At 65.1% G+C, this 18,414-nt stretch carries 18 protein-coding genes and 1 tRNA gene; 8 read left to right on the forward strand and 11 right to left on the reverse strand.

All coding sequences use genetic code 11. From position 1 onward, the window contains the following. Positions 1-38: 38 nt before the first annotated feature. The 9 genes from HG250_RS01685 to HG250_RS01725 form a co-directional block, all read right to left on the reverse strand. Positions 39-407: a DUF3035 domain-containing protein gene (locus HG250_RS01685; RefSeq protein ID WP_240956846.1), complete on the reverse strand. Its 369-nt coding sequence runs from the start codon at positions 405-407 to the stop codon at positions 39-41. A gap of 62 nt (positions 408-469) precedes the next feature. Further along, the gene (gene lspA, locus HG250_RS01690) at positions 470-1,006 is read right to left on the reverse strand and encodes a signal peptidase II (RefSeq protein WP_170002212.1); all 537 of its coding nucleotides are present in this window, start codon (positions 1,004-1,006) and stop codon (positions 470-472) included. After that, positions 1,003-3,891: an isoleucine--tRNA ligase gene (ileS, locus tag HG250_RS01695; RefSeq protein WP_170002214.1), complete on the reverse strand. Its 2,889-nt coding sequence runs from the start codon at positions 3,889-3,891 to the stop codon at positions 1,003-1,005. The genes lspA and ileS overlap by 4 nt, the downstream gene beginning before the upstream one ends. Then, the gene (locus HG250_RS01700; RefSeq protein WP_170002216.1) at positions 3,888-4,826 is read right to left on the reverse strand and encodes a bifunctional riboflavin kinase/FAD synthetase; all 939 of its coding nucleotides are present in this window, start codon (positions 4,824-4,826) and stop codon (positions 3,888-3,890) included. Before HG250_RS01700 ends, ileS begins: the two co-directional genes overlap by 4 nt. After that, positions 4,823-5,362 (reverse strand): dihydrofolate reductase, encoded by a 540-nt coding sequence (locus HG250_RS01705; protein WP_420821301.1) that lies wholly within the window; start codon positions 5,360-5,362, stop codon positions 4,823-4,825. The genes HG250_RS01700 and HG250_RS01705 overlap by 4 nt, the downstream gene beginning before the upstream one ends. Then, complete coding sequence (locus HG250_RS01710; protein WP_170002252.1) at positions 5,359-6,420, reverse strand: 5-(carboxyamino)imidazole ribonucleotide synthase; 1,062 nt, start codon at positions 6,418-6,420, stop codon at positions 5,359-5,361. The genes HG250_RS01705 and HG250_RS01710 overlap by 4 nt, the downstream gene beginning before the upstream one ends. Positions 6,421-6,422: 2 nt before the next feature. Next, on the reverse strand, positions 6,423-6,956 hold the full coding sequence (gene purE / locus HG250_RS01715) for a 5-(carboxyamino)imidazole ribonucleotide mutase (protein WP_240956848.1): 534 nt from the start codon (positions 6,954-6,956) through the stop codon (positions 6,423-6,425). 1 nt (position 6,957) lies between these two features. After that, positions 6,958-7,644 (reverse strand): 2,3-diphosphoglycerate-dependent phosphoglycerate mutase, encoded by a 687-nt coding sequence (gene gpmA / locus HG250_RS01720; RefSeq protein WP_170002218.1) that lies wholly within the window; start codon positions 7,642-7,644, stop codon positions 6,958-6,960. A gap of 48 nt (positions 7,645-7,692) precedes the next feature. Next, the gene (locus HG250_RS01725; RefSeq protein WP_170002185.1) at positions 7,693-7,884 is read right to left on the reverse strand and encodes a hypothetical protein; all 192 of its coding nucleotides are present in this window, start codon (positions 7,882-7,884) and stop codon (positions 7,693-7,695) included. Positions 7,885-7,999: 115 nt separating this feature from the next. Between HG250_RS01725 and HG250_RS01730 the strand changes: the two genes are divergently transcribed. From HG250_RS01730 to HG250_RS01745, 4 genes are all read left to right on the forward strand, one after another. Further along, positions 8,000-8,074, forward strand: a tRNA-Thr gene (locus tag HG250_RS01730). Between the two features lie 58 nt (positions 8,075-8,132). Next, on the forward strand, positions 8,133-9,317 hold the full coding sequence (locus HG250_RS01735; RefSeq protein ID WP_170002220.1) for an acyl-CoA dehydrogenase family protein: 1,185 nt from the start codon (positions 8,133-8,135) through the stop codon (positions 9,315-9,317). Between the two features lie 20 nt (positions 9,318-9,337). Further along, the gene (locus tag HG250_RS01740) at positions 9,338-9,880 is read left to right on the forward strand and encodes a PH domain-containing protein (RefSeq protein ID WP_170002222.1); all 543 of its coding nucleotides are present in this window, start codon (positions 9,338-9,340) and stop codon (positions 9,878-9,880) included. Continuing rightward, positions 9,877-11,511: a PH domain-containing protein gene (locus tag HG250_RS01745; protein WP_338103817.1), complete on the forward strand. Its 1,635-nt coding sequence runs from the start codon at positions 9,877-9,879 to the stop codon at positions 11,509-11,511. Before HG250_RS01740 ends, HG250_RS01745 begins: the two co-directional genes overlap by 4 nt. Positions 11,512-11,538: 27 nt before the next feature. On the opposite strand, the gene HG250_RS01750 is transcribed toward HG250_RS01745, so the two are convergent. Next, entirely contained in the window at positions 11,539-11,862 is a 324-nt protein-coding gene (locus HG250_RS01750; protein WP_205763491.1) for a GNAT family N-acetyltransferase, read from the reverse strand. 65 nt (positions 11,863-11,927) lie between these two features. Between HG250_RS01750 and HG250_RS01755 the strand changes: the two genes are divergently transcribed. Continuing rightward, positions 11,928-12,932 carry a threonine aldolase family protein gene (locus tag HG250_RS01755; RefSeq protein ID WP_170002224.1) on the forward strand — a complete coding sequence of 335 codons (1,005 nt, stop codon included), beginning with the start codon at positions 11,928-11,930 and terminating at the stop codon, positions 12,930-12,932. Further along, positions 12,929-13,897 carry a DMT family transporter gene (locus HG250_RS01760; RefSeq protein ID WP_338103818.1) on the forward strand — a complete coding sequence of 323 codons (969 nt, stop codon included), beginning with the start codon at positions 12,929-12,931 and terminating at the stop codon, positions 13,895-13,897. Before HG250_RS01755 ends, HG250_RS01760 begins: the two co-directional genes overlap by 4 nt. Here HG250_RS01760 and HG250_RS01765 read toward each other — a convergent pair. Continuing rightward, positions 13,894-14,673, reverse strand: a complete 780-nt coding sequence (locus HG250_RS01765) for a Rossmann-fold NAD(P)-binding domain-containing protein (RefSeq protein ID WP_170002226.1) — start codon at positions 14,671-14,673, stop codon at positions 13,894-13,896. The genes HG250_RS01760 and HG250_RS01765 overlap by 4 nt on opposite strands. Positions 14,674-14,760: 87 nt before the next feature. Here HG250_RS01765 and pepN point away from each other — a divergent pair, with 87 nt between their 5' ends. Further along, the gene (gene pepN, locus HG250_RS01770; protein ID WP_170002228.1) at positions 14,761-17,439 is read left to right on the forward strand and encodes an aminopeptidase N; all 2,679 of its coding nucleotides are present in this window, start codon (positions 14,761-14,763) and stop codon (positions 17,437-17,439) included. Continuing rightward, complete coding sequence (locus HG250_RS01775) at positions 17,432-18,145, forward strand: purine nucleoside phosphorylase YfiH/LACC1 family protein (RefSeq protein WP_240956849.1); 714 nt, start codon at positions 17,432-17,434, stop codon at positions 18,143-18,145. Before pepN ends, HG250_RS01775 begins: the two co-directional genes overlap by 8 nt. The last annotated feature ends 269 nt before the right edge of the window (positions 18,146-18,414 follow it).

Genomic DNA, 18,414 nt, shown 5'->3' on the forward strand with positions numbered 1-18,414 from the left:
CCGCCGCTACCATCCGGTGCGGCGGCTTTCGTTACAACTCAGCCCTGCGGGATGACAGCCTGTGCCGTGGCACCGTCGCCCTGCGGAGCGGCGACGATATCGCGCGTGACGCTGCCCTTGGCGACCGTGTTGGTCTGTGCATCCCCCACGGCCGAACGAATGCCGGGTTCGGCGCTGCCCGCCCGGTCGAGCGCGCTGCTTTCCACCTCGCTGCGCGGGGCAGCCCCGCCGAACAGAACGTCGAGTGCCTGTTCCGCCGCTGTCCCTTCGGACGGGCGCGGTGCGCCGGGCGCGGGCGGAACAAGGTTGAAATCGGGCGGCACAACCAGCGGTGCCTGCCGCTGCACGGCGAATTCGTCGGGCCGGTCACGGTCGAGAAATCCGCCGCCGCCACAGGCTGCCAGCATTGCGCAGGCACCGGATGCCAGCAGCAGCCTGGCAGAAGTAATTCGGGTCGGATTTCGCATGATCAGCTCTCCACGGCGCCTTGCGCCGGTTCTTTGTCGCTCGTGTCCCTGCCATGCAGGAGGAAGGACCGAACAAGGATGATGACGACGCCGATGGTAATGGCTGCATCGGCGATATTGAAGATGAGGAAGGGTCGGAAGCTGCCGAAATGAAGATCGGCATAATCGATGACATAGCCGAGTTCGTAACGATCCTTGATATTGCCGAGCGCTCCGCCCAGGATCAGCGATAGCGCGAGAATGTCGCCGAGCAGTTTTTCGCGCAACATCCAGACGGTGACGATAATTGCAATGCCGGCAGTCACCGCCACCAGGATCCAGCGCATCTCCATCGATTGCGCGGTGAACAATCCCAGCGACACGCCGAAATTCTGAGTCCAGCGCAGATCGAAGAAGGGCAGCCATTCGATGACGCCGCCCGGCTGGTTTCGCAAATCGAGCGGACCGACCATCAGATATTTGACATATTGATCGACCGTGAAGATCACCAGCACCACGGCCAGACCGATCAGCCGGTTACGAGTGACGGGACTGCTCATGCGGCGTCCGCCAATTCGACCACGGTTTCGCAGCGGTCGCACAAATCGCCGTCTTCCGCCACGGAAGGCAGCAGGCGCCAGCAGCGGCCGCATTTATCCTCGGATGTACGCTTCACCATGATGCCGTCCGCTTGCCCGCGCTGCACTGACGCGGTGATGAACAGCTCTGCCAGATCGTCATCCGAAAAGCCCGCCGGAACCATGTTTTCCGGGACCACGACATCGGCCTCGAGACCGGAGCGGACGGTCTTCTCGCGGCGCAGCGGTTCGATCGCCTCCATCACCCGCTCGCGCAAGGCTCGTAAATCGCTCCAGCGCTGCATGTCGGCATCGGCGGCGGGAACCTCCGGCCAGGTGAGCAGATGCACGCTGTCCGCTTCCGGATAGCGCGTCTTCCAGACTTCTTCGGCGGTGAAGACCAGCACCGGCGCCGCATAGCGCACCAGCGCATGGAACATCGTGTCCAGCACGGTGCGATAGGCACGGCGGCGGGCGAAATCCTGCCCGTCGCAATAGAGGCAGTCCTTGCGGATATCGAAAAAGAAGGCCGACAGATCCTCATTGCAGAAATCGCTCAGCAGGCGAGTGTAGGCGTTGAAGTCGAAATCCGCCGTCGCCTGCTGCAAGCGGCCATCAAGCCGCTCCAGCAGCGCGAGCATGTAACGCTCCAGTTCCGGCATTTCAGCAGCCGGCAGCGCCTCTGCGGCATCGTAATCCGCCAATGCGCCGAGCAGATAGCGGAAGGTGTTGCGCAGCTTGCGATACTGGTCGGCCACGCCCTTCAGGATTTCGTCGCCGATGCGGTGGTCTTCGGTAAAATCCACCGACAATGCCCACAGGCGGACGATATCGGCGCCATATTGGTCGACGATCTTCAGCGGATCGACGGTATTGCCCAGCGATTTGGACATCTTCTTGCCCTTGGCATCCATGGTGAAGCCGTGGGTCAGCAGCGTTTCATAGGGCGCACGGCCCCGCGTTCCGCAGCTTTCGAGCAGCGACGACTGGAACCAGCCGCGATGCTGGTCGCTGCCTTCGAGATAGAGATCGGCGGGGCTGCGCAGTTCCGGCCATTCGTCCGATTCGAGAACGAAGGCATGAGTCGAACCGGAATCGAACCAGACGTCGAGAATGTCGGTGACCATCTCGTAATCGGCCGGATCGCGCTGCTTCCCATCGGCATCTTCGCCCAGGAACCGTGCGGCGCTGCTTTCCACCCAGGCATCCACGGTGTCGGCGGCGATGGCCTGCTGGATGCGGGCGTTGACGGCAGGGTCCACCAGCAATTCGCCCGTTTCGCGGTGGACGAACAAGGCGATAGGCACGCCCCAGGCGCGCTGGCGGCTGATCAGCCAGTCGGGGCGGCCCTCGACCATGGCGGTCAGGCGGCGGCGGCCTTTTTCCGGCACGAAGCGGGTGTCCGCTATCGCTGCCATCGCGGTTTGCCGCAGGGTCTTGCCGCCGAGATGGTCCTGCGCCTCGTCGATGGCGATGAACCATTGCGGCGTGCAGCGGTAGATCACCTTGGCCTTGCTGCGCCAGCTATGCGGATAGGAATGGCGGTAATCCGCGCTGGCGGATAGCAGCGCACCCGCCTCGCGCAGATCGTTGCAGATCGGCCCGTCGGGCGCGTTGAAGGGCTTGTTGATGACGCTGCGGCGGCGTTCGTCATCGCCGCCGAGCCACGGCCAGTCGTCGCGGTAGCGCCCGTCCGCCATGACGGCGAAGACCGGCTCGATACCATGGGCCTTGCACAGCGCGAAATCGTCCTCGCCATGGTCGGGTGACATGTGGACGATGCCGGTGCCGCTGTCGGTGGTGACGAAATCCCCCGCCAGCATCGGGCGCGGCTTCGCATAGAAGCCGCCGAGATGGTGCATCGGGTGGCGGACGACAGTTCCGGCGAGGTCGGAGCCGTTGCCGGACCACTTCACTTCCCACGCCTGATTTCCAACAAGCCCAATTCGATCCTGCACCTGCGTCAACAAAGACTTTGCAATCAGCAAGGTTACGCCATCAGCGCCTTTTCGAAGGAAATCGTCACCGGGATCGCCTTGCGAGATCGCAACATACTCGATCTCAGGCCCGTAAGCCAAAGCCTGATTGACCGGGATCGTCCATGGCGTCGTCGTCCAGATTACCGCATGGGCACCGACCAGTTCTTCCACCGGCGAATCCGTGATCTCGAACGCCACGTCGATCTGCGGGCTGTCGGTCAGATCCTGATATTCGACCTCGGCATCGGCCAGGGCGGTTTCCTCCACCGGGCTCCACATCACCGGCTTGGCACCGCGATAAAGCTGGCCCGTCTCGGCGAATTTATGCAGCTCGCGCACGATCTGCGCCTCGGCCTCGGGCCGCATGGTCAGATAGGGCTTGTCCCAGCGGCCACCGATGCCGAGCCGCTTCAGCTGCTCGCGCTGCACGTCGACCCAGCGCGCGGCATAGGCGCGGCATTCGGCGCGGAATTCAGCAGGCGGAACCTCGTTCTTGTCGCGCTTCTTCTTGCGGTAGAGTTCCTCCACCTTCCATTCGATCGGCAGGCCGTGACAGTCCCAGCCGGGAACATAGGGCGCATCCTTGCCCAGCAGCGTCTGGGTGCGAACCACCATGTCCTTCAGCACGTGGTTCAGCGCATGGCCGACATGGATATCGCCATTGGCATAAGGCGGGCCATCATGCAGGATGAACTTTTCCGCGCCGTCGCGCGCTTCGCGGGTGCGCTCGTACAGCCCCTTCTCCTGCCAATCGGCAAGGATGCGGGGTTCCTTCTGCGGCAGGCCCGCCTTCATGGGGAAGTCCGTCTTCGGCAGGAAAACCGTGTCGCGGTAATCCCGCTTTTCGTCCGGCGCCTGCGTGCCGCTTTGCTGCTGTTCGTCGCTCATGTCGCGGCTGCGCTTAGGACACTCCTCGCTTCCTCGCAATCCCGCTCCATCTGCGTGGTCAGCGCGTCGAGCGAATCGAATTTCGCCTCACCGCGAAGATAGCGATGCAGCGCAACCTCGATCTCCTGCCCGTAGAGATCGCCCGAAAAGTCGAAGAAATGCGGTTCGAGCAGTTCCTTCGGCGGATCGAAACTCGGGCGGATGCCGATATTTGCAGCCCCTTTCAGTATCTGCCCGGTGGCCAGTATGCGTCCGGTGACCGCATAGATGCCGTAGGCCGGTCGCAGATAGGAATCGAGCGTCAGATTGGCCGTGGGATAACCGATGGTGCGCCCGACCTTGTCGCCATGTTCGACGATGCCGCGCAGGGCGAATGGGCGCGTCAGCAGCGCCGCCGCCCCTTGCGGATCGCCTTGCCGCAAGGCGTCGCGGATGCGGCTGCTGGAAACTGGCGCGCCGTCATGCATCACCGGGGGAACGGCGCGCGCGGCGATGCCATGCGCTGCGCCCAGACGTTCCAGCATGGCGCGATTGCCCCTCGCGCCCTTGCCGAAGGTGAAATCCTCGCCCGTGACGACACCCGCCACGCCGAGATGTTCGTGCAGCAGCCTGCCGACATAATCCTCTGCCGAGGTCGAAGCCAGCTCGGCATCGAAATGGAACACCAGCATCGCCGTCGCCCCGGCAGCGAGATAGAGTTCCTGCCGCTGTTCCAGCGTGGTCAGGCGGAAGGGCGGGGCTTCGGGGCGGAAATGGCGCACCGGGTGAGGGTCGAATGTGGCGATGATCGAAGGGCGGCCTTCCTCATGCGCCCAGCGGATCGCCTCGCCTGCCACGGCCTGATGCCCGCGGTGGAAGCCGTCAAAATTGCCGAGCGCGATGATGGCGCCGCGCAAGGGACCGGGCATCGCCTCGCGGTGGTCCAGCCATCTCATGATTCTCGCGTGCGCTCGTAAGTGACGAAGGCGTAGGCCGGGTGGTCGCCTTTGGCCGGGAATTCATCCCGCGCAACTTCCCGCCATTCGAGCCCGAGCGGCGGCATGACGGTGTCGCCGCCGTAATCCGCGTGAATTTCGGTTACCTCGGCACGCTGGCAATGCGGCAGGAACCTTGCGAACACATCCGCTCCGCCGATGATCGACACGGGGCCACCGCCTGCGATGCTGCGGGCCTGATCGGGCGTATGGGCGGTCTCCACGCCTTCCCGGTCCCAGTTCCTGTTGCGGGTCAGCACGATGTGGCGGCGGCCGGGAAGGAGGCCGGGCAGGCTGTCGAAGGTGCGGCGGCCCATGATCATCGCCGTGCCGAGCGTCAGCGCCTTGAAATGCCGAAGATCGGCCGGCAGGTACCAGGGCAGGGTGCCGCCCTTGCCGATGGTGCCGTTTCGCGCCCGGGCATAGATCGCGGTCAGGCGTTGCTTTTGCCCCTGCCCCTGTCCGGTGGACGACCCCCTGGGTAACGCGTCGGTCACGTCCGCGTCACGCGCGTTACATGGCCCATCTTGCGGCCGTCACGCATTGCCGCCTTGCCATAGAGGTGCAGATGATTGGCGGGGTCGGCCAGCAGCGAGAAAGCGGCTTGCGTTTCCTTGCCGATCAGGTTTCGCATCTCGACGCTGCCGACGGTGGCGGTGTCGCCCAGCGGCAGGCCGCAGATGGCGCGGATGTGGTTTTCGAACTGGCTGGTCGCCGCGCCCTCGATCGACCAATGCCCGGAATTATGCACGCGGGGGGCCATTTCGTTGAACACCGGCCCCTCCGCCGTGGCAAAGAATTCCAGCGTCAGCACGCCGACATAGTGCAGCGCATCGGCCACCTGCCGCGCAAGATCGCGCGCCGCTTCGACATGGGCTTCGACGTGACCGGGCGCGGGCAGGGTGGAGCGGGCGAGGATGCCGCCCTCATGTTCGTTGAGCGGGCTGTCCCAGAAGCGGATTTCGCCATCCTGCCCGCGCGCCAGAATGACCGAGAACTCCGCGTCGAACCGCACGAAACCTTCGTAAACGCAGGGCTGCGCCGGGGCGGGCAGGCCAGCGAGATCGCGGGCGGAATCTATCCGCCATTGGCCCTTGCCGTCATACCCGTCGCGACAGGTCTTGAGGATGGCGGGGGTGCCGATCCGGTCCGCTGCCTGCACGATGTCGTCTGCCGAATGCACCGCGGCATGGGGGGCGGGGCACCCGCCGAGCCCGGCTACGAAGTTCTTTTCGGCCATCCGGTCCTGCGCCACTTCGAGCGCGCGATAGCCGCAGGGCACGCGGCCGGGCGGCAGGGCCTTCACCGTATCGACCGGCACATTCTCGAATTCCCAGGTGATGACGTCGCATTTCTGCGCGAAAGCCGCCAGCGCGGGCCGGTCGTCCCAATCGTTGGTGAAGAAATCCGCGCAAAGCGGAGCGGCGACATTATCCCCTTCGGGCGCGTAGCCGATGCAGCGATAGCCCAGTTGCGCCGCCGCCATCGCCAGCATCCGGCCCAATTGCCCGCCGCCCAGAATGCCGATGGTGCCGCCCTGGGGCACAGTCTGCATCGTCATCGATCCCGGCCCTTTTCGTCGAAACTCAACGGACGGTCTGCCACGGCGGCGGAGCGCGCGCTGCGCCATTCGATCAGGCGGCTGCTCAGATCACCATCGGACAGGGCGAGAATGCTCGCTGCCAGCAGCCCTGCATTGGTCGCGCCCGCCTCACCGATCGCCAGCGTGCCGGTGGGAATGCCGGCGGGCATCTGGACGATGGACAGCAGGCTGTCGAGTCCGGCAAGCGCCTTCGACTGCACCGGAACGCCCAGCACCGGCAGGTGAGTGAGTGCCGCCAGCATACCGGGCAGATGGGCCGCACCGCCCGCGCCCGCGATGATGACACGGAACCCCATATCCGCCGCCGTCCGCCCGAATTCCACCATGCGTTCAGGCGTGCGATGGGCCGAGACGATGCGCGTGTCATGGCGCACGCGCAGTTCGTCCAGCACGTCGGCGGCGTTCTTCATCGTCGGCCAGTCGGACTGGCTGCCCATGACGATGGCGACCCGTGGAACGGACCCGCCCTGCCGCGCGCCGCCCGCCATCTCAGCGATCCTTCAGAAAGGCGCGTTCGCCCGCGCGCATGGCATCGTCGAATTCATAGACGATGGGCTGGCCGGTGGGGATCTCGAGTTCCGAGATATCCTCGTCCGAAATACCGGAGAGGTGCTTGACCAGAGCGCGCAGGCTGTTGCCATGGGCAGAGACGATAACCCTCTCGCCCTGTTCCAGCACCGGCAGGATCGCGCTGCGGAAATAGGGCAGCACCCGCTCGATCGTCATCTTCAGACTCTCGCTGGCGGGGACCGTCACCCCTGCATAGCGCGGATCCCGACCCATATCATACTGGTGGCCCCCTTCCATTTCGGGCGGCGGCGTGTCGAAGCTGCGGCGCCAGATATGCACCTGCTCATCCCCGTGCCGGTCGCGCGTTTCCTGCTTGTCCAGCCCGGTCAGCCCGCCGTAATGCCGCTCGTTCAGCCGCCAGTCCTTCACTTCGGGGATCCACAGCCGCCCGCATTCGGCCAGCGCCAGATGCAGCGTGCGAATCGCCCGCGTCTGTAGCGAGGTGAAGGCCCGCGTCGGCAGCAGGCCCTTTTCCGCCAGCAACGCGCCGGCCGCTTTCGCCTCGGCCACGCCCTGCTCGGTCAGATCGACATCCCACCAGCCCGTGAAGCGGTTTTCCAGGTTCCACTGGCTCTGGCCGTGGCGGATGAGGATGAGAGTGGGCATGGCGCAGGCTCCGTGAGTATGGGCAAGAGTTGCTGGAGCGTCGAGCCGTTAGCTTTTCGCATCGGGGTTGGAAAGGGTGGCATCGGCGGGCGGCACATCGCCTGCTCCGCCCGGATGTCCGGAACCCGGCACCATGGCGCGGGCCTGCGCCTTGCGGCGGCGCAGATTCTCGCGCAGTTTCGCGGCGAGGCGTTCTTCCCGCGAAGGAGTGTCCGGGGGGATGTTCGCTTTATCTGCCATACCGCAGGCGATTGCCGCAGCGGCGCGCGCTTGACAAGAGGGTGACCTGTAGCCAATAGCGCGCCCCTGCCCGCAAAGGGCGGCGGCACATGCCGCGAATCCAGCGAAATGGTGTGCTGCTGTAGCTCAGTGGTAGAGCGCATCCTTGGTAAGGCTGAGGTCGAGAGTTCAATTCTCTCCAGCAGCACCATTTCCCTTATCCGTCCGAGCGGTTATCGCTCCTGCCGAATGGCGGGAGACAAATTGCGATGCACTTTACCCTGAACGAGACGCAGGCGAGCCTGCAGGATGCGGCACGAACATTTGCCCGCAGCGAATTGCCGGCGCTGGCGCGCGAACTGGAAAGGGACGACCGCCCGGTTCCGTCCGATATGCTGCGCCGCTATGGCGAGATGGGCTTCCTCGGCATCAATCTGCCGCAGGCCCATGGCGGCATGGGGCTGGGGCATCTCGACGCGCTGATCGTGCTGGAGGAATTCGCCCGCATTTCCGCCGCCGTCGCCTTCCCGGTTTTCGAGGCGCTGACCGGCCCTGTCCGCATCGTCGAACTGTTCGGATCGGAAGCATTGAAGCAGCGCATCATCCCGCGGGTCATACGCGGGGAGGGCATCGTCGCCATTGCCATGTCGGAACCGGATGCAGGCACCGCGCTGACCGACCTTGCCACCACGGCGCGGACCGAGGGCAATACTGTCGTGGTGAACGGCACCAAGCGCTGGAGTTCGGGCGCAGGCCATTCCGATCATTACGTCACCTGGTGCCGCTTCGACGGTATCGAAGGGGCCAGGGGCATCGGCGCGGTGCTGGTGGACCGCGACACGCCGGGCGTGAGCTTCGGCAAGCGCGAGGAGATGATGGGCTTTCGCGGCATACCTTCCGCCGATATCTATCTGGAGGATGTGGCGGTGCCGCTGGACAATCTGATCGCCGGGCCGGGGCGGTTCGGCGACCTGATGCGCGCTTTCGGGCTGGAGCGCTGCGGGAATGCCACCATGGGCCTCGGCATCGCCGCCGCGGCGCTGGAGGATGCGCTGGAATATACGCAGTCGCGCCGGGCGTTCGGAAAGCCCATCGTCGATTTTCAGGCCGTGCAGATGCAGCTTGCCGACATGGCGATGCAGGTGGATGCCGCGCGCCTGCTGATCCACCGCGCGGCAGCGCAGGCGGATAGCGGGGATGAAGAGGCCAATCCGTTCGGCCTGCCCTCCACCTATGATTCCAGCATCGCGAAATGCTTTTCGAACGAGATGGTCCGCAAGGTTACGCAGGCAGGGGTGCAGGTGATGGGCGGCTACGGCTATTCGAAGGAATATGCGATGGAACAGCGGCTACGCGACGGTTTTGCCTGGGGAATCGCGGGCGGTACTACCGACGTGCAGAAAACCAACATCGCGGCGAGCCTCGTCGGCCGGCGTTTCAATCAGCGCACCTGAGGTGCACAGGATATTGCTGCATGTCCACCGATCACGTTGAAGAGGCCGAAAGCCCGGCGGCCAAGCCGGTCGGAATCGGTGAAACCACCGCGCCGGTGGAGAGGAAGGATGGATTGCGCCCGCTCCATCCGGATTATGCCAAGGTGCTCCGCATCTGGACTCTGGTGATCGCGCTGCCGGTCCTGATCGCGGCGCTGATCGTCGAATCGGCGCAGGCGATCTATCCGGGCGTCGTCCTGTTGCCGGTGCTCATTCTGCTGGGCCTGTTCGTGCTGCGCCTGCCGATGCGGCGGTATCATGCGCGGGGCTATGCCGTGAATGACGAACGGCTGCGGGTGGTGCGCGGCCTGCTGTTCCGGTCCGACACGGTGGTGCCGTTCGGGCGGGTGCAGCATATCGACGTCAATCGCGATCTCGTGGAACGCTATTACGGGCTGTCGACGCTGACGGTGCATACGGCGGGCAGCCACAATGCCAGCGTGCGTCTGCCGGGGCTGCTGGATGAGGAGGCACGCGCCATGCGTGAGGCGATTCGCGCACAGATCGGCCGCGAGACGCTGTGAGCCTTCACGATGATTCCGGCACCCGTCTGACAGATGCGGCAGAGCGAGCCGTGCCGGGCGGAACGGCGGAAGGCAGGCGGACGCACCCGCTCGGGTTCATCGTGGGGGGAATCGAGGGGGTGAGGAACGCCGTGCTGCCGATGGCCGCGCTGGTCTTCGCCAATGATGATCTCAGGCTCGGCCTCGCGGCTGCATTGGGGCTGGGGGTGGTCGTGGCGATCCTGTCGGCGGGCATCGGCTACCTGGCCTGGCGGCGGCTGACTTACCGGATCGGGATGGACGATATTCGCGTCGAAAGCGGCATATTGTCGCGTGCCGCGCGCTCCGTGCCCTTCGAGCGCATCCAGGACGTCAGCCTTGAACAGGGCCTGATTCCGCGCCTGCTGGGGCTGGTGGAGGTGCGGTTCGAAACCGGAGCGGGTGGCAAGGACGAACTGAAGCTCGCCTATCTGTCCCAAGCGGAAGGCGAAGCGCTGCGGGAAACGGTCCGCATCCGCAACAGCGCCCCTTCAGGGCCGGTTGCGGATGACGCAGGCGACGAAACGGCAGGATTGCGGGCGGCGCAAACCGAGGCTGCGCCGCTCTTCGCCATGGATGGCAAGCGATTGCTGACGTTCGGCCTGTTCGAATTTTCGCTGGCGGTGGTCGCGGTCCTTGCCGGTGCGGCGCAGCAATTCGACTTCCTGCTGCCTTTCGATCTGTGGGATTTCGATGGCTGGCAGCAGCGCCTCGCCGGGCCGGGCGCGTGGTTGCAGGGCCTCGGCTTCGCAGCGCAGGTGGCGGGCGCCCTGATCGCGGCGGCGATCCTGGCCGTCATCGGCATGGCCACCGGCCTGATTCGCACCGTGATGCGCGACTGGGGCTTCCGGCTGGACCGGACGGACAGGGGCTTTCGCCGCCGCCGCGGCCTGTTCACGCGAACCGACGTGGTGATGCCGATACACCGGGTACAGGCGATCGAAATTACTACGGGGATGATCCGGCGGCTGTTCGGCTGGCATGGGCTGAAATTCGTCAGCCTTGCACGCGATTCGGGCAGTGCCAGCCATGTCGTCGCGCCCTTCGCCAGACCGGCGGAGCTTGTCCCGATTGCGGGAGCAGCCGGTTTCTCCCTGCCCCAAACGGCGGATGATGCGCTGGACTGGCGGCGGACCAGTGCGAATTACCGGATCAACAGGGCGCTGATCGAAAGCGGTCTGCTGCTTGCCGTCACAGCCGTGCTGGCCGCTATCCTGCTGCTGAACGGCGAGGGCGTGAGCCAGCACTGGAGCCAGCACTGGAGCCAGCACTGGCCCCTGCTGTTCGTCGCCCCCGCCGCAGCCATTACTCACGCCATTCGCCAGATGTTTCTCTGGCGGCACGAGCGTCACGCGCTGGACGCGCACCAGATCTACGACCGCAGCGGCTGGCTGGCACCGAAACTGTCAGTCGGCAGCCGGGTGAAGCTGCAATCGGCGGAGATCGTCCAGGGGCCGCTTGCCCGCAGGCGCGGCTACGCCACGCTGCATCTCGGGCTTGCGGGCGGTAAGTTCGCGCTGCGGGGCGTCGAGATCGCCCGCGCGGGTGAACTGCGCCGGGCAATCCTCGCCAGCATCCATTCGCGCGATTTCAGCGCCCTGATGCAGGGCTGATCCGGCGGCTGATCACCATCTTCGCCCTCAGCTTTCCACCGGCGCGCGCAGATCGGCCCATTCGGGATGTTTGCGGAACTGCGCTTCGACATAGGAACATTGCGGGACGATGGTGAAGCCCTCCTTTCGCGCATCGGCCACCAGCGCCTTTACCAGTTCCAGCGCCACGCCGCGTCCGCCGATCGCCGGCGGCACCAGCGTGTGATCGGCGATGCGGGCGTTGCCGCGTGCCGTCCATGTCAGCCTGCCCTCCGCATCTGCACCTTCGACACTGGCGACATATTCGCCATGCGTGGTCTCGTCATGATGGGTAATATCGACATCGGTTTGCGGCTGGATATTGTCGGCCAAGGCGATTCTCCTGATAATAGCGTCTGCTTCTTGCCTTCAACGGGCCGGTCACTATGGGCGTTCCCATGACCGCAAAGCTGTTCCTGTCCGACAATGCCGCCCCCTGTCATCCGCGCCTGTGGGAGGCGATGCGCGCAGTGGACCAGGCCGACAGCCCCTATGATGGCGACCGGCTGTCGCAGGCGATGGACGAAGCCTTCTCCGCCGCTTTCGGGCGGGAGTGCGCGGCGCTGTGGGTAGCGACCGGCACCGCCGCCAATTGCCTGGCACTTGCCACCATGGTGCAGCCCCATGGCGGCGTGGTCTGCCACCGGGAGGCGCATATCGAGATGGACGAAGGCGGCGCGCCGGGGTTCTATCTGCACGGCGCCAAGCTGCTGCTGGCGGAGGGCGATAATGCGAAGCTGACGGTCGACTCCATCCGCGCCGTGGTCGATCCCATTCGCGACGATGTCCATCAGGTGCAGCCGCACGCCATCTCCATCACCCAGGCCAGCGAATATGGCTGCGCCTATCGCCCGCATGAAATCGCGGCAATTGCGGATTGTGCCCGCGCGAAAGGGCTGCGCCTCCATATGGACGGTGCGCGTTTCGCCAATGCGGCGGCGTTTCTGGATGTTCCGGCGGGCGAGGCGGCGGGATCGGTCGATGCGCTCAGCTTCGGCGTGGTGAAGAATGGCGGGATGAACGCCGAAGCAATCCTGTTCTTCGACCCGGCGCTGGCCGATGTCGCCCGCTATCGCCGCAAGCGTGCAGGCCATCTGCAATCCAAGGGCCGCTACATGGCGGCGCAATTGCTGGCGATGCTGGAGGGCGATCTGTGGCTGGAAAACGCCCGGGCGGCCAATGCGGCGGCGGCGGAAATCGCCGCATCCTGCGGCGACCGGCTGATGCGTCCGGTGGAGGCCAACGAATTATTCGTCCGCTGCAATGCGGCGGAACGCGATGCTTTGCGGGAACGGGGCTTCGCCTTTTACGACTGGGGGGGCGATGCCGCGCGCTTCGTCACCGCCTGGAACAGCCGGCAGGATGATGCCATGGACCTTGCCCGCGCGATCTCTGGCCTGTGAACGAAGCAGCGCCGAAGCACGGGCTGATGCGACCCGCCATCGTGCTGCCCTTCATCCTGACGGGCATCATCTGGGGCAGCACCTGGTGGGTCATCAAGGACCAGATCGACGGCGTGCCGCCAAGCTGGAGCGTGGCGTGGCGTTTCCTGCTGGCGACGCCGGCCATGTTCATCGTGGCGCGGCTGATGGGCAAGAGCCTGTCCATCGGGCGCAAGGGCCAGTGGCTGGCGCTGGCCATCGGAATCACCCAGTTCTGCGGCAATTTCAATTTCGTCTACCGGGCCGAACTGCATCTGACGTCCGGCATCGTGGCGGTGATGTTCACCATGCTGATCGTCCCCAACGCCATTTTCGGCCGCTTTCTGCTCGGCAATGCGGTCACGCGCAATTTCGTCATCGGCAGCGTGGTCGCGCTGTCGGGCATCGCCATGCTGCTGATTCACGAGGCGCGGCTGTCGCCCCTTGGCGGCAACATTGGCCTCGGCATTGCGCTGGCGGCCATGGGCATCCTGTCCGCCAGCATCGCCAATGTGGTGCAGGCGAACGAGACGGGCCGCGCGCTGCCGATGGTCAGCCTGCTCGCCTGGGCGATGTTGTATGGCACCATCGCCGATTTCGCGCTGGCATATTGGACGGCGGGCGCGCCCGAGATACCCACGCGGCCCAGCTATTGGGCGGGCATTGCGTGGCTGGCGCTGGCGGGGTCGGTGGTGACCTTCCCGCTGCATTACACGCTGGTCCGGACCATCGGTGCCGGGCGAGCGGCCTATAATGGCATCGTCACCGTCATAGTCGCGATGCTGTTGACGACCATGTTTGAAGGGTATGAATGGACCCCGCTGACAGTGCTCGGGGCCGTCCTCGCGCTGATCGGCCTGGTTCTGGCGCTTCGTGCCCGGCGCGTGACGGTGGCGCCGCCGGTCACCGCGGCGGAAGAAGCCGGGATCAGAACGGCGATCCCCTAATTCGTTTGCATCAATGCGCGAAGCCCGCTGCGATAGTCGGGGTAAGCGGGCCGCCAGCCCAGCACCCGCTTGGCTTTGCCATTGGCGACCCGGCGGTTTTCGGCGTAGAAGCCCCGCGCCATCGGCGACAGTCCGGCCTCGTCCATGCTCTGCAGCGGCGGCGGCGTGCGCCCCAGCAGGCGGCAGGCTTCCTCCGTCACCCGATTGTGGCTGGCCGGAAGATCGTCGGCGAGATTATAGGCACCGGGCGGCGCACCCAGACCGGCCATGATCCCGCGCACGATATCGTTCACGTGAATGCGGCTGAACACCTGATTCGGCATCTCGATCCGGTGCGCCCGCCCTTCGCGCACACGGTCGAGCGGGCTGCGGCCGGGGCCGTAGATACCGGGCAGGCGGAACACGCTTGCGCCCGCTTCCAGCCAGCGCGCATCGCATTGCGCCCGCGCCGAACGCCGCCCGTGTCCGGTGGGCGAGGCCTCGTCGACCCAGGCACCCTGCGCATCGCCGTAAACGCCGGTGGAGGAGAGGTAGAGCAGGCGCTTTTCGGCAAGCGCTGACCCGTAGCGGTCGAGCACGGGGTCGCTGCCATCGGCAGGAGGCACGCTCGAGAGGACATGGCTTGCTTGCGCCAAGGCACCATGCACCGCGTCCGGGTCATTGAAGACGATATCGCCGGCGCTGCCTGTCGCTTCCACGCGCCCTCCCGCTGCCCGAACGGCAGCGGCAATGCGGCTGGCGGTGTAACCCAGCCCGAAAATGAACATATGGACCATGTGGCGCGTTATAGCGCATGAACGCTCCAATGCACCCCGCTGCGCGACTCTCGCTGCGGCCAAACCGACCCGAGACAGGATCTTCTCATGGATATCGCCCCTACGCCGTCCACCGCCAGCGGCAATCACGAGATGGCGGACGCCGCGCCCGAACCGCAGCACCCCGCCACCATCCGGCGGCTGGATTACCAGCCTTTCCTCTGGAACGTGCCGGAAATCGCACTGGATTTCGGGCTGGGGCTTGAACGCACCCGAATCGTCGCGACGCTGAAGGTGAACCGCAAGATAGATGAGGCGAAGGGCGCCAATAACGCAGGCGAAGGTGCGCGCCACATCCGCCTCAACGGCGATGCGCTCGAACCCCTGTCGGTCGAGGTGGATGGCGCAATCACGCATGGGTGGACCATGGACGGGGCCGACCTGCTGGTCTCCCTCCCCGGCGACGAGCATGAAATCCGCATCGTCACCGAGGTGAACCCTGCGGCCAACAGTCAGCTGATGGGGCTGTTCGCATCGGCCGGCATGCTCTGCACCCAGTGCGAGGCCGAAGGTTTCCGCCGGATCACCTTCTTCCCCGACCGTCCCGATGTCCTGTCGAGCTACCGGGTGCGGATGGAAGGCGACAAGGCGCGCTTTCCCGTCCTGCTGTCCAATGGCAACAAGGTGGGTGAAGGGGACAATGACGACGGCACGCACTGGGCCGAATGGCACGACCCGTGGCTGAAGCCATCCTACCTGTTCGCCTTGGTCGCAGGCGATCTGGTCGCCAATCGCGGCAGCTTCATCACGATGAGCGGGCGCGAGGTCGACCTCGCCATCCATGTTCGCGAAGGCGATCTCGCGCGCACGGATCATGCCATGCAGTCGCTGAAGAAAAGCATGAAATGGGACGAGGACACCTTCGGCCGCGAATATGATCTCGACCTGTTCAACATCGTCGCCGTCAGCGATTTCAACATGGGCGCGATGGAGAACAAGGGTCTGAACGTCTTCAACACCAAATATGTGCTGGCGGACCCTGAAACCGCGACCGATGGCGATTACGATGCGGTCGAAGGCGTGATCGCGCATGAATATTTTCACAATTGGTCGGGCAATCGCGTCACCTGCCGCGACTGGTTCCAGCTCAGCCTGAAGGAAGGCTTCACCGTCCTGCGCGACCAGCTTTTCAGCCAGGATTGCCAGGGCGAGGCGGTCAAGCGCATCGAGGATGTCCGCATTCTGCGCAGCGTCCAGTTCCCCGAGGATTCTGGCCCGCTGGCGCATCCGATCCGGCCCGACAGTTTTCGCGAAATATCCAATTTCTACACCAGCACCATCTACAACAAGGGTGCCGAAGTCATCCGCATGATGCGGACCATGGCCGGGCCGGAAGCCTTTCGCAAAGGCACCGACCTCTATTTCGACCGCCACGACGGCGAGGCCGCGACCTGCGAGGATTTCATCCGCAGCATGGAGGACGGTGCCGGGCTGGACCTGGAAAAGTTCCGCCTGTGGTATTCCCAGGCCGGCACGCCGCAGGTGAAAATCGCCACGAGCCACGAAGGCGAAACCTTCACCGTGCATCTCGCGCAGACCGTGCCCCCCACGCCCGGCCAGCCGGCCAAGCACCCGATGCCTATCCCGCTGAAGATCGCCCTGTTCGACCGCGCCACCGGTACCCATGACGGTGAAAGGCTGGTCATGCTGGACAAAGCGGAAATGGAGCTCACCTTCGAAGGATCGGCGCAGCCGCCGGTATTGTCCGTCAATCGCGGATTTTCCGCACCGGTGCGGATCGCCCGCGACATCTCGCGCGACGACCTCACCTTCCTTGCCGCGCATGACGACGATGCCTTTGCACGATACGAAGCGATGCAGGATCTGATGCTCGGCCATCTGACCGCCAGCTTGCGCGAAGGGCTGGACGCCAGCGAGCGCGACAAGGGGCGCAGCGCGATCGCGGCTGCGCTGCGTTCGGTTCTGGAGGACGAACGGCTCGACGATTCGATGCGGGCGGAACTGATGACCATGCCCGGCCAGACCTATATCGCCGAACAGATGCTGATTGCGGACCCCGCACGCATCCATGCCGAACGCGAAGCCCTGAAGGGCTGGCTGGCCGCGCAGCTGGAAGGCGAACTTGTCGCCGCGCATGCACGGGCGAGCGGCATCGCCTTTTCCGCCGATGTCGCCTCGCGCGGTGCGCGCAAGCTGAAGACGCAGGCGCTTGTCTATCTGGCGGCCGGAAACCCGGAGCTTGCCGCAAGGATGGCGGCCGAACAATACGACCGGGCCGACAACATGACCGACCGCCAAGGCGCGCTGATGGTGCTGACCGGCATCGACAGCGCCGCGCGAACCGACCGGCTGATCGACTTCCACCGCCGCTATGACGGCAACGCGCTGGTCATCGACAAATGGTTCGCCTTGCAGGCATCCTCGCTCCATCCGGCAGTGCTCGACCATGTCAAGGCGCTGGCCAGGCATCCCGATTTCACGCTGACCAATCCCAACCGGGTCCGCAGCCTGTACATGGCCTTTGCCGGTAATCCGCACGGGTTCCATGCCGAGAGCGGCGAGGGGTACCGGATGATCGCGGATCTCATCCTCGAACTCGACCCAATCAACCCACAGGTCGCTGCGCGTTTCGTTTCGCCGCTGGGCCGCTGGCGGCGCATCGAACCCCGCCGCGCAGCCATGATGCGCGAACAGCTTGAGCGCATCGCCAAGGCTGCCAGACTGTCGCGCGACACGTTCGAGCAGGTCACCCGCAGCCTTGGCTGAGGGTAAGGGGGTTGAGGGAACGGGAGCGGAGCGGGCGGGGGTGCTGCACAATGTTCCCCACGCCTTCATGCACAAGGGCAGCAAGGTTTCCGACGAAGCCGCTGCACTGGCCGCCATGAATATGCCCGGTCCTTTGCTGATGGTTCGGCAGGTGCATTCGGGGCATGTGGTTTTCGCGGCCGATGCGGCGAGCCACGACCGCGATGTGACAGCAGACGCCCTGGTGACGGACCGGCCCGGCATCGCCATCGGCATCGTGACAGCCGATTGCGCGCCGGTGCTGCTTGCGGATGGGGAGGCCGGTGTCGTCGCTGCCGCCCATGCCGGATGGCGCGGGGCGCAAGGCGGCATCATCGGCAATACGGTCGAATGCATGGTGCGCGCGGGCGCACGGGCGCACCGGATCAGGGCAGCCATCGGCCCGTGCATAGCGCAACCAAGTTACGAGGTTGGCGAGGATCTGAAACGCCATTTCACACCGGGCGATGCGGCGCTTTTCGCTCCCGGACAGGATGGCCGCTGGCACTTCGACCTTCCCGGCTACGTCCTTCAAAGGCTGAAAGACGCGGGAGTGGGAAAGAGCGAGGTGCTGGCGATCGACACCTATCGCCATCCCGGCCGTTTCCATTCCTTTCGCCTTGCGACCCATCGCGGGCTGGCAACGGGCGGCCGCCAAATTTCCATAATCGCGGTTCCTGCCCCCTGAAGGGTCGGGGGCAACCGGCGCCGTAGCGGAAGGGCTGCTTCGCGCGTCGGGACTGCCCGCGATCGTGGCAAGAATCCGGTTGGCATTGGGCGCATTAGTCACTATCAGCGCGCCAAAACCGGTAGTGAATACATCGTCCTTGCAGGCGGTTTCGCGACCCGGCGTGCCGGGGTTCCCCGGTGCGAAGATACCGTCAAATACAACGCGACCGCCGCATGATCGGGTCGCGGCAGGCAAGGCAAGAGCTGATGGCTGACACAATTGGTACC

Origin of the sequence: Pseudopontixanthobacter vadosimaris (assembly GCF_012979275.1) — a bacterium.
GTDB classification, from domain to species: domain Bacteria; phylum Pseudomonadota; class Alphaproteobacteria; order Sphingomonadales; family Sphingomonadaceae; genus Pseudopontixanthobacter; species Pseudopontixanthobacter vadosimaris.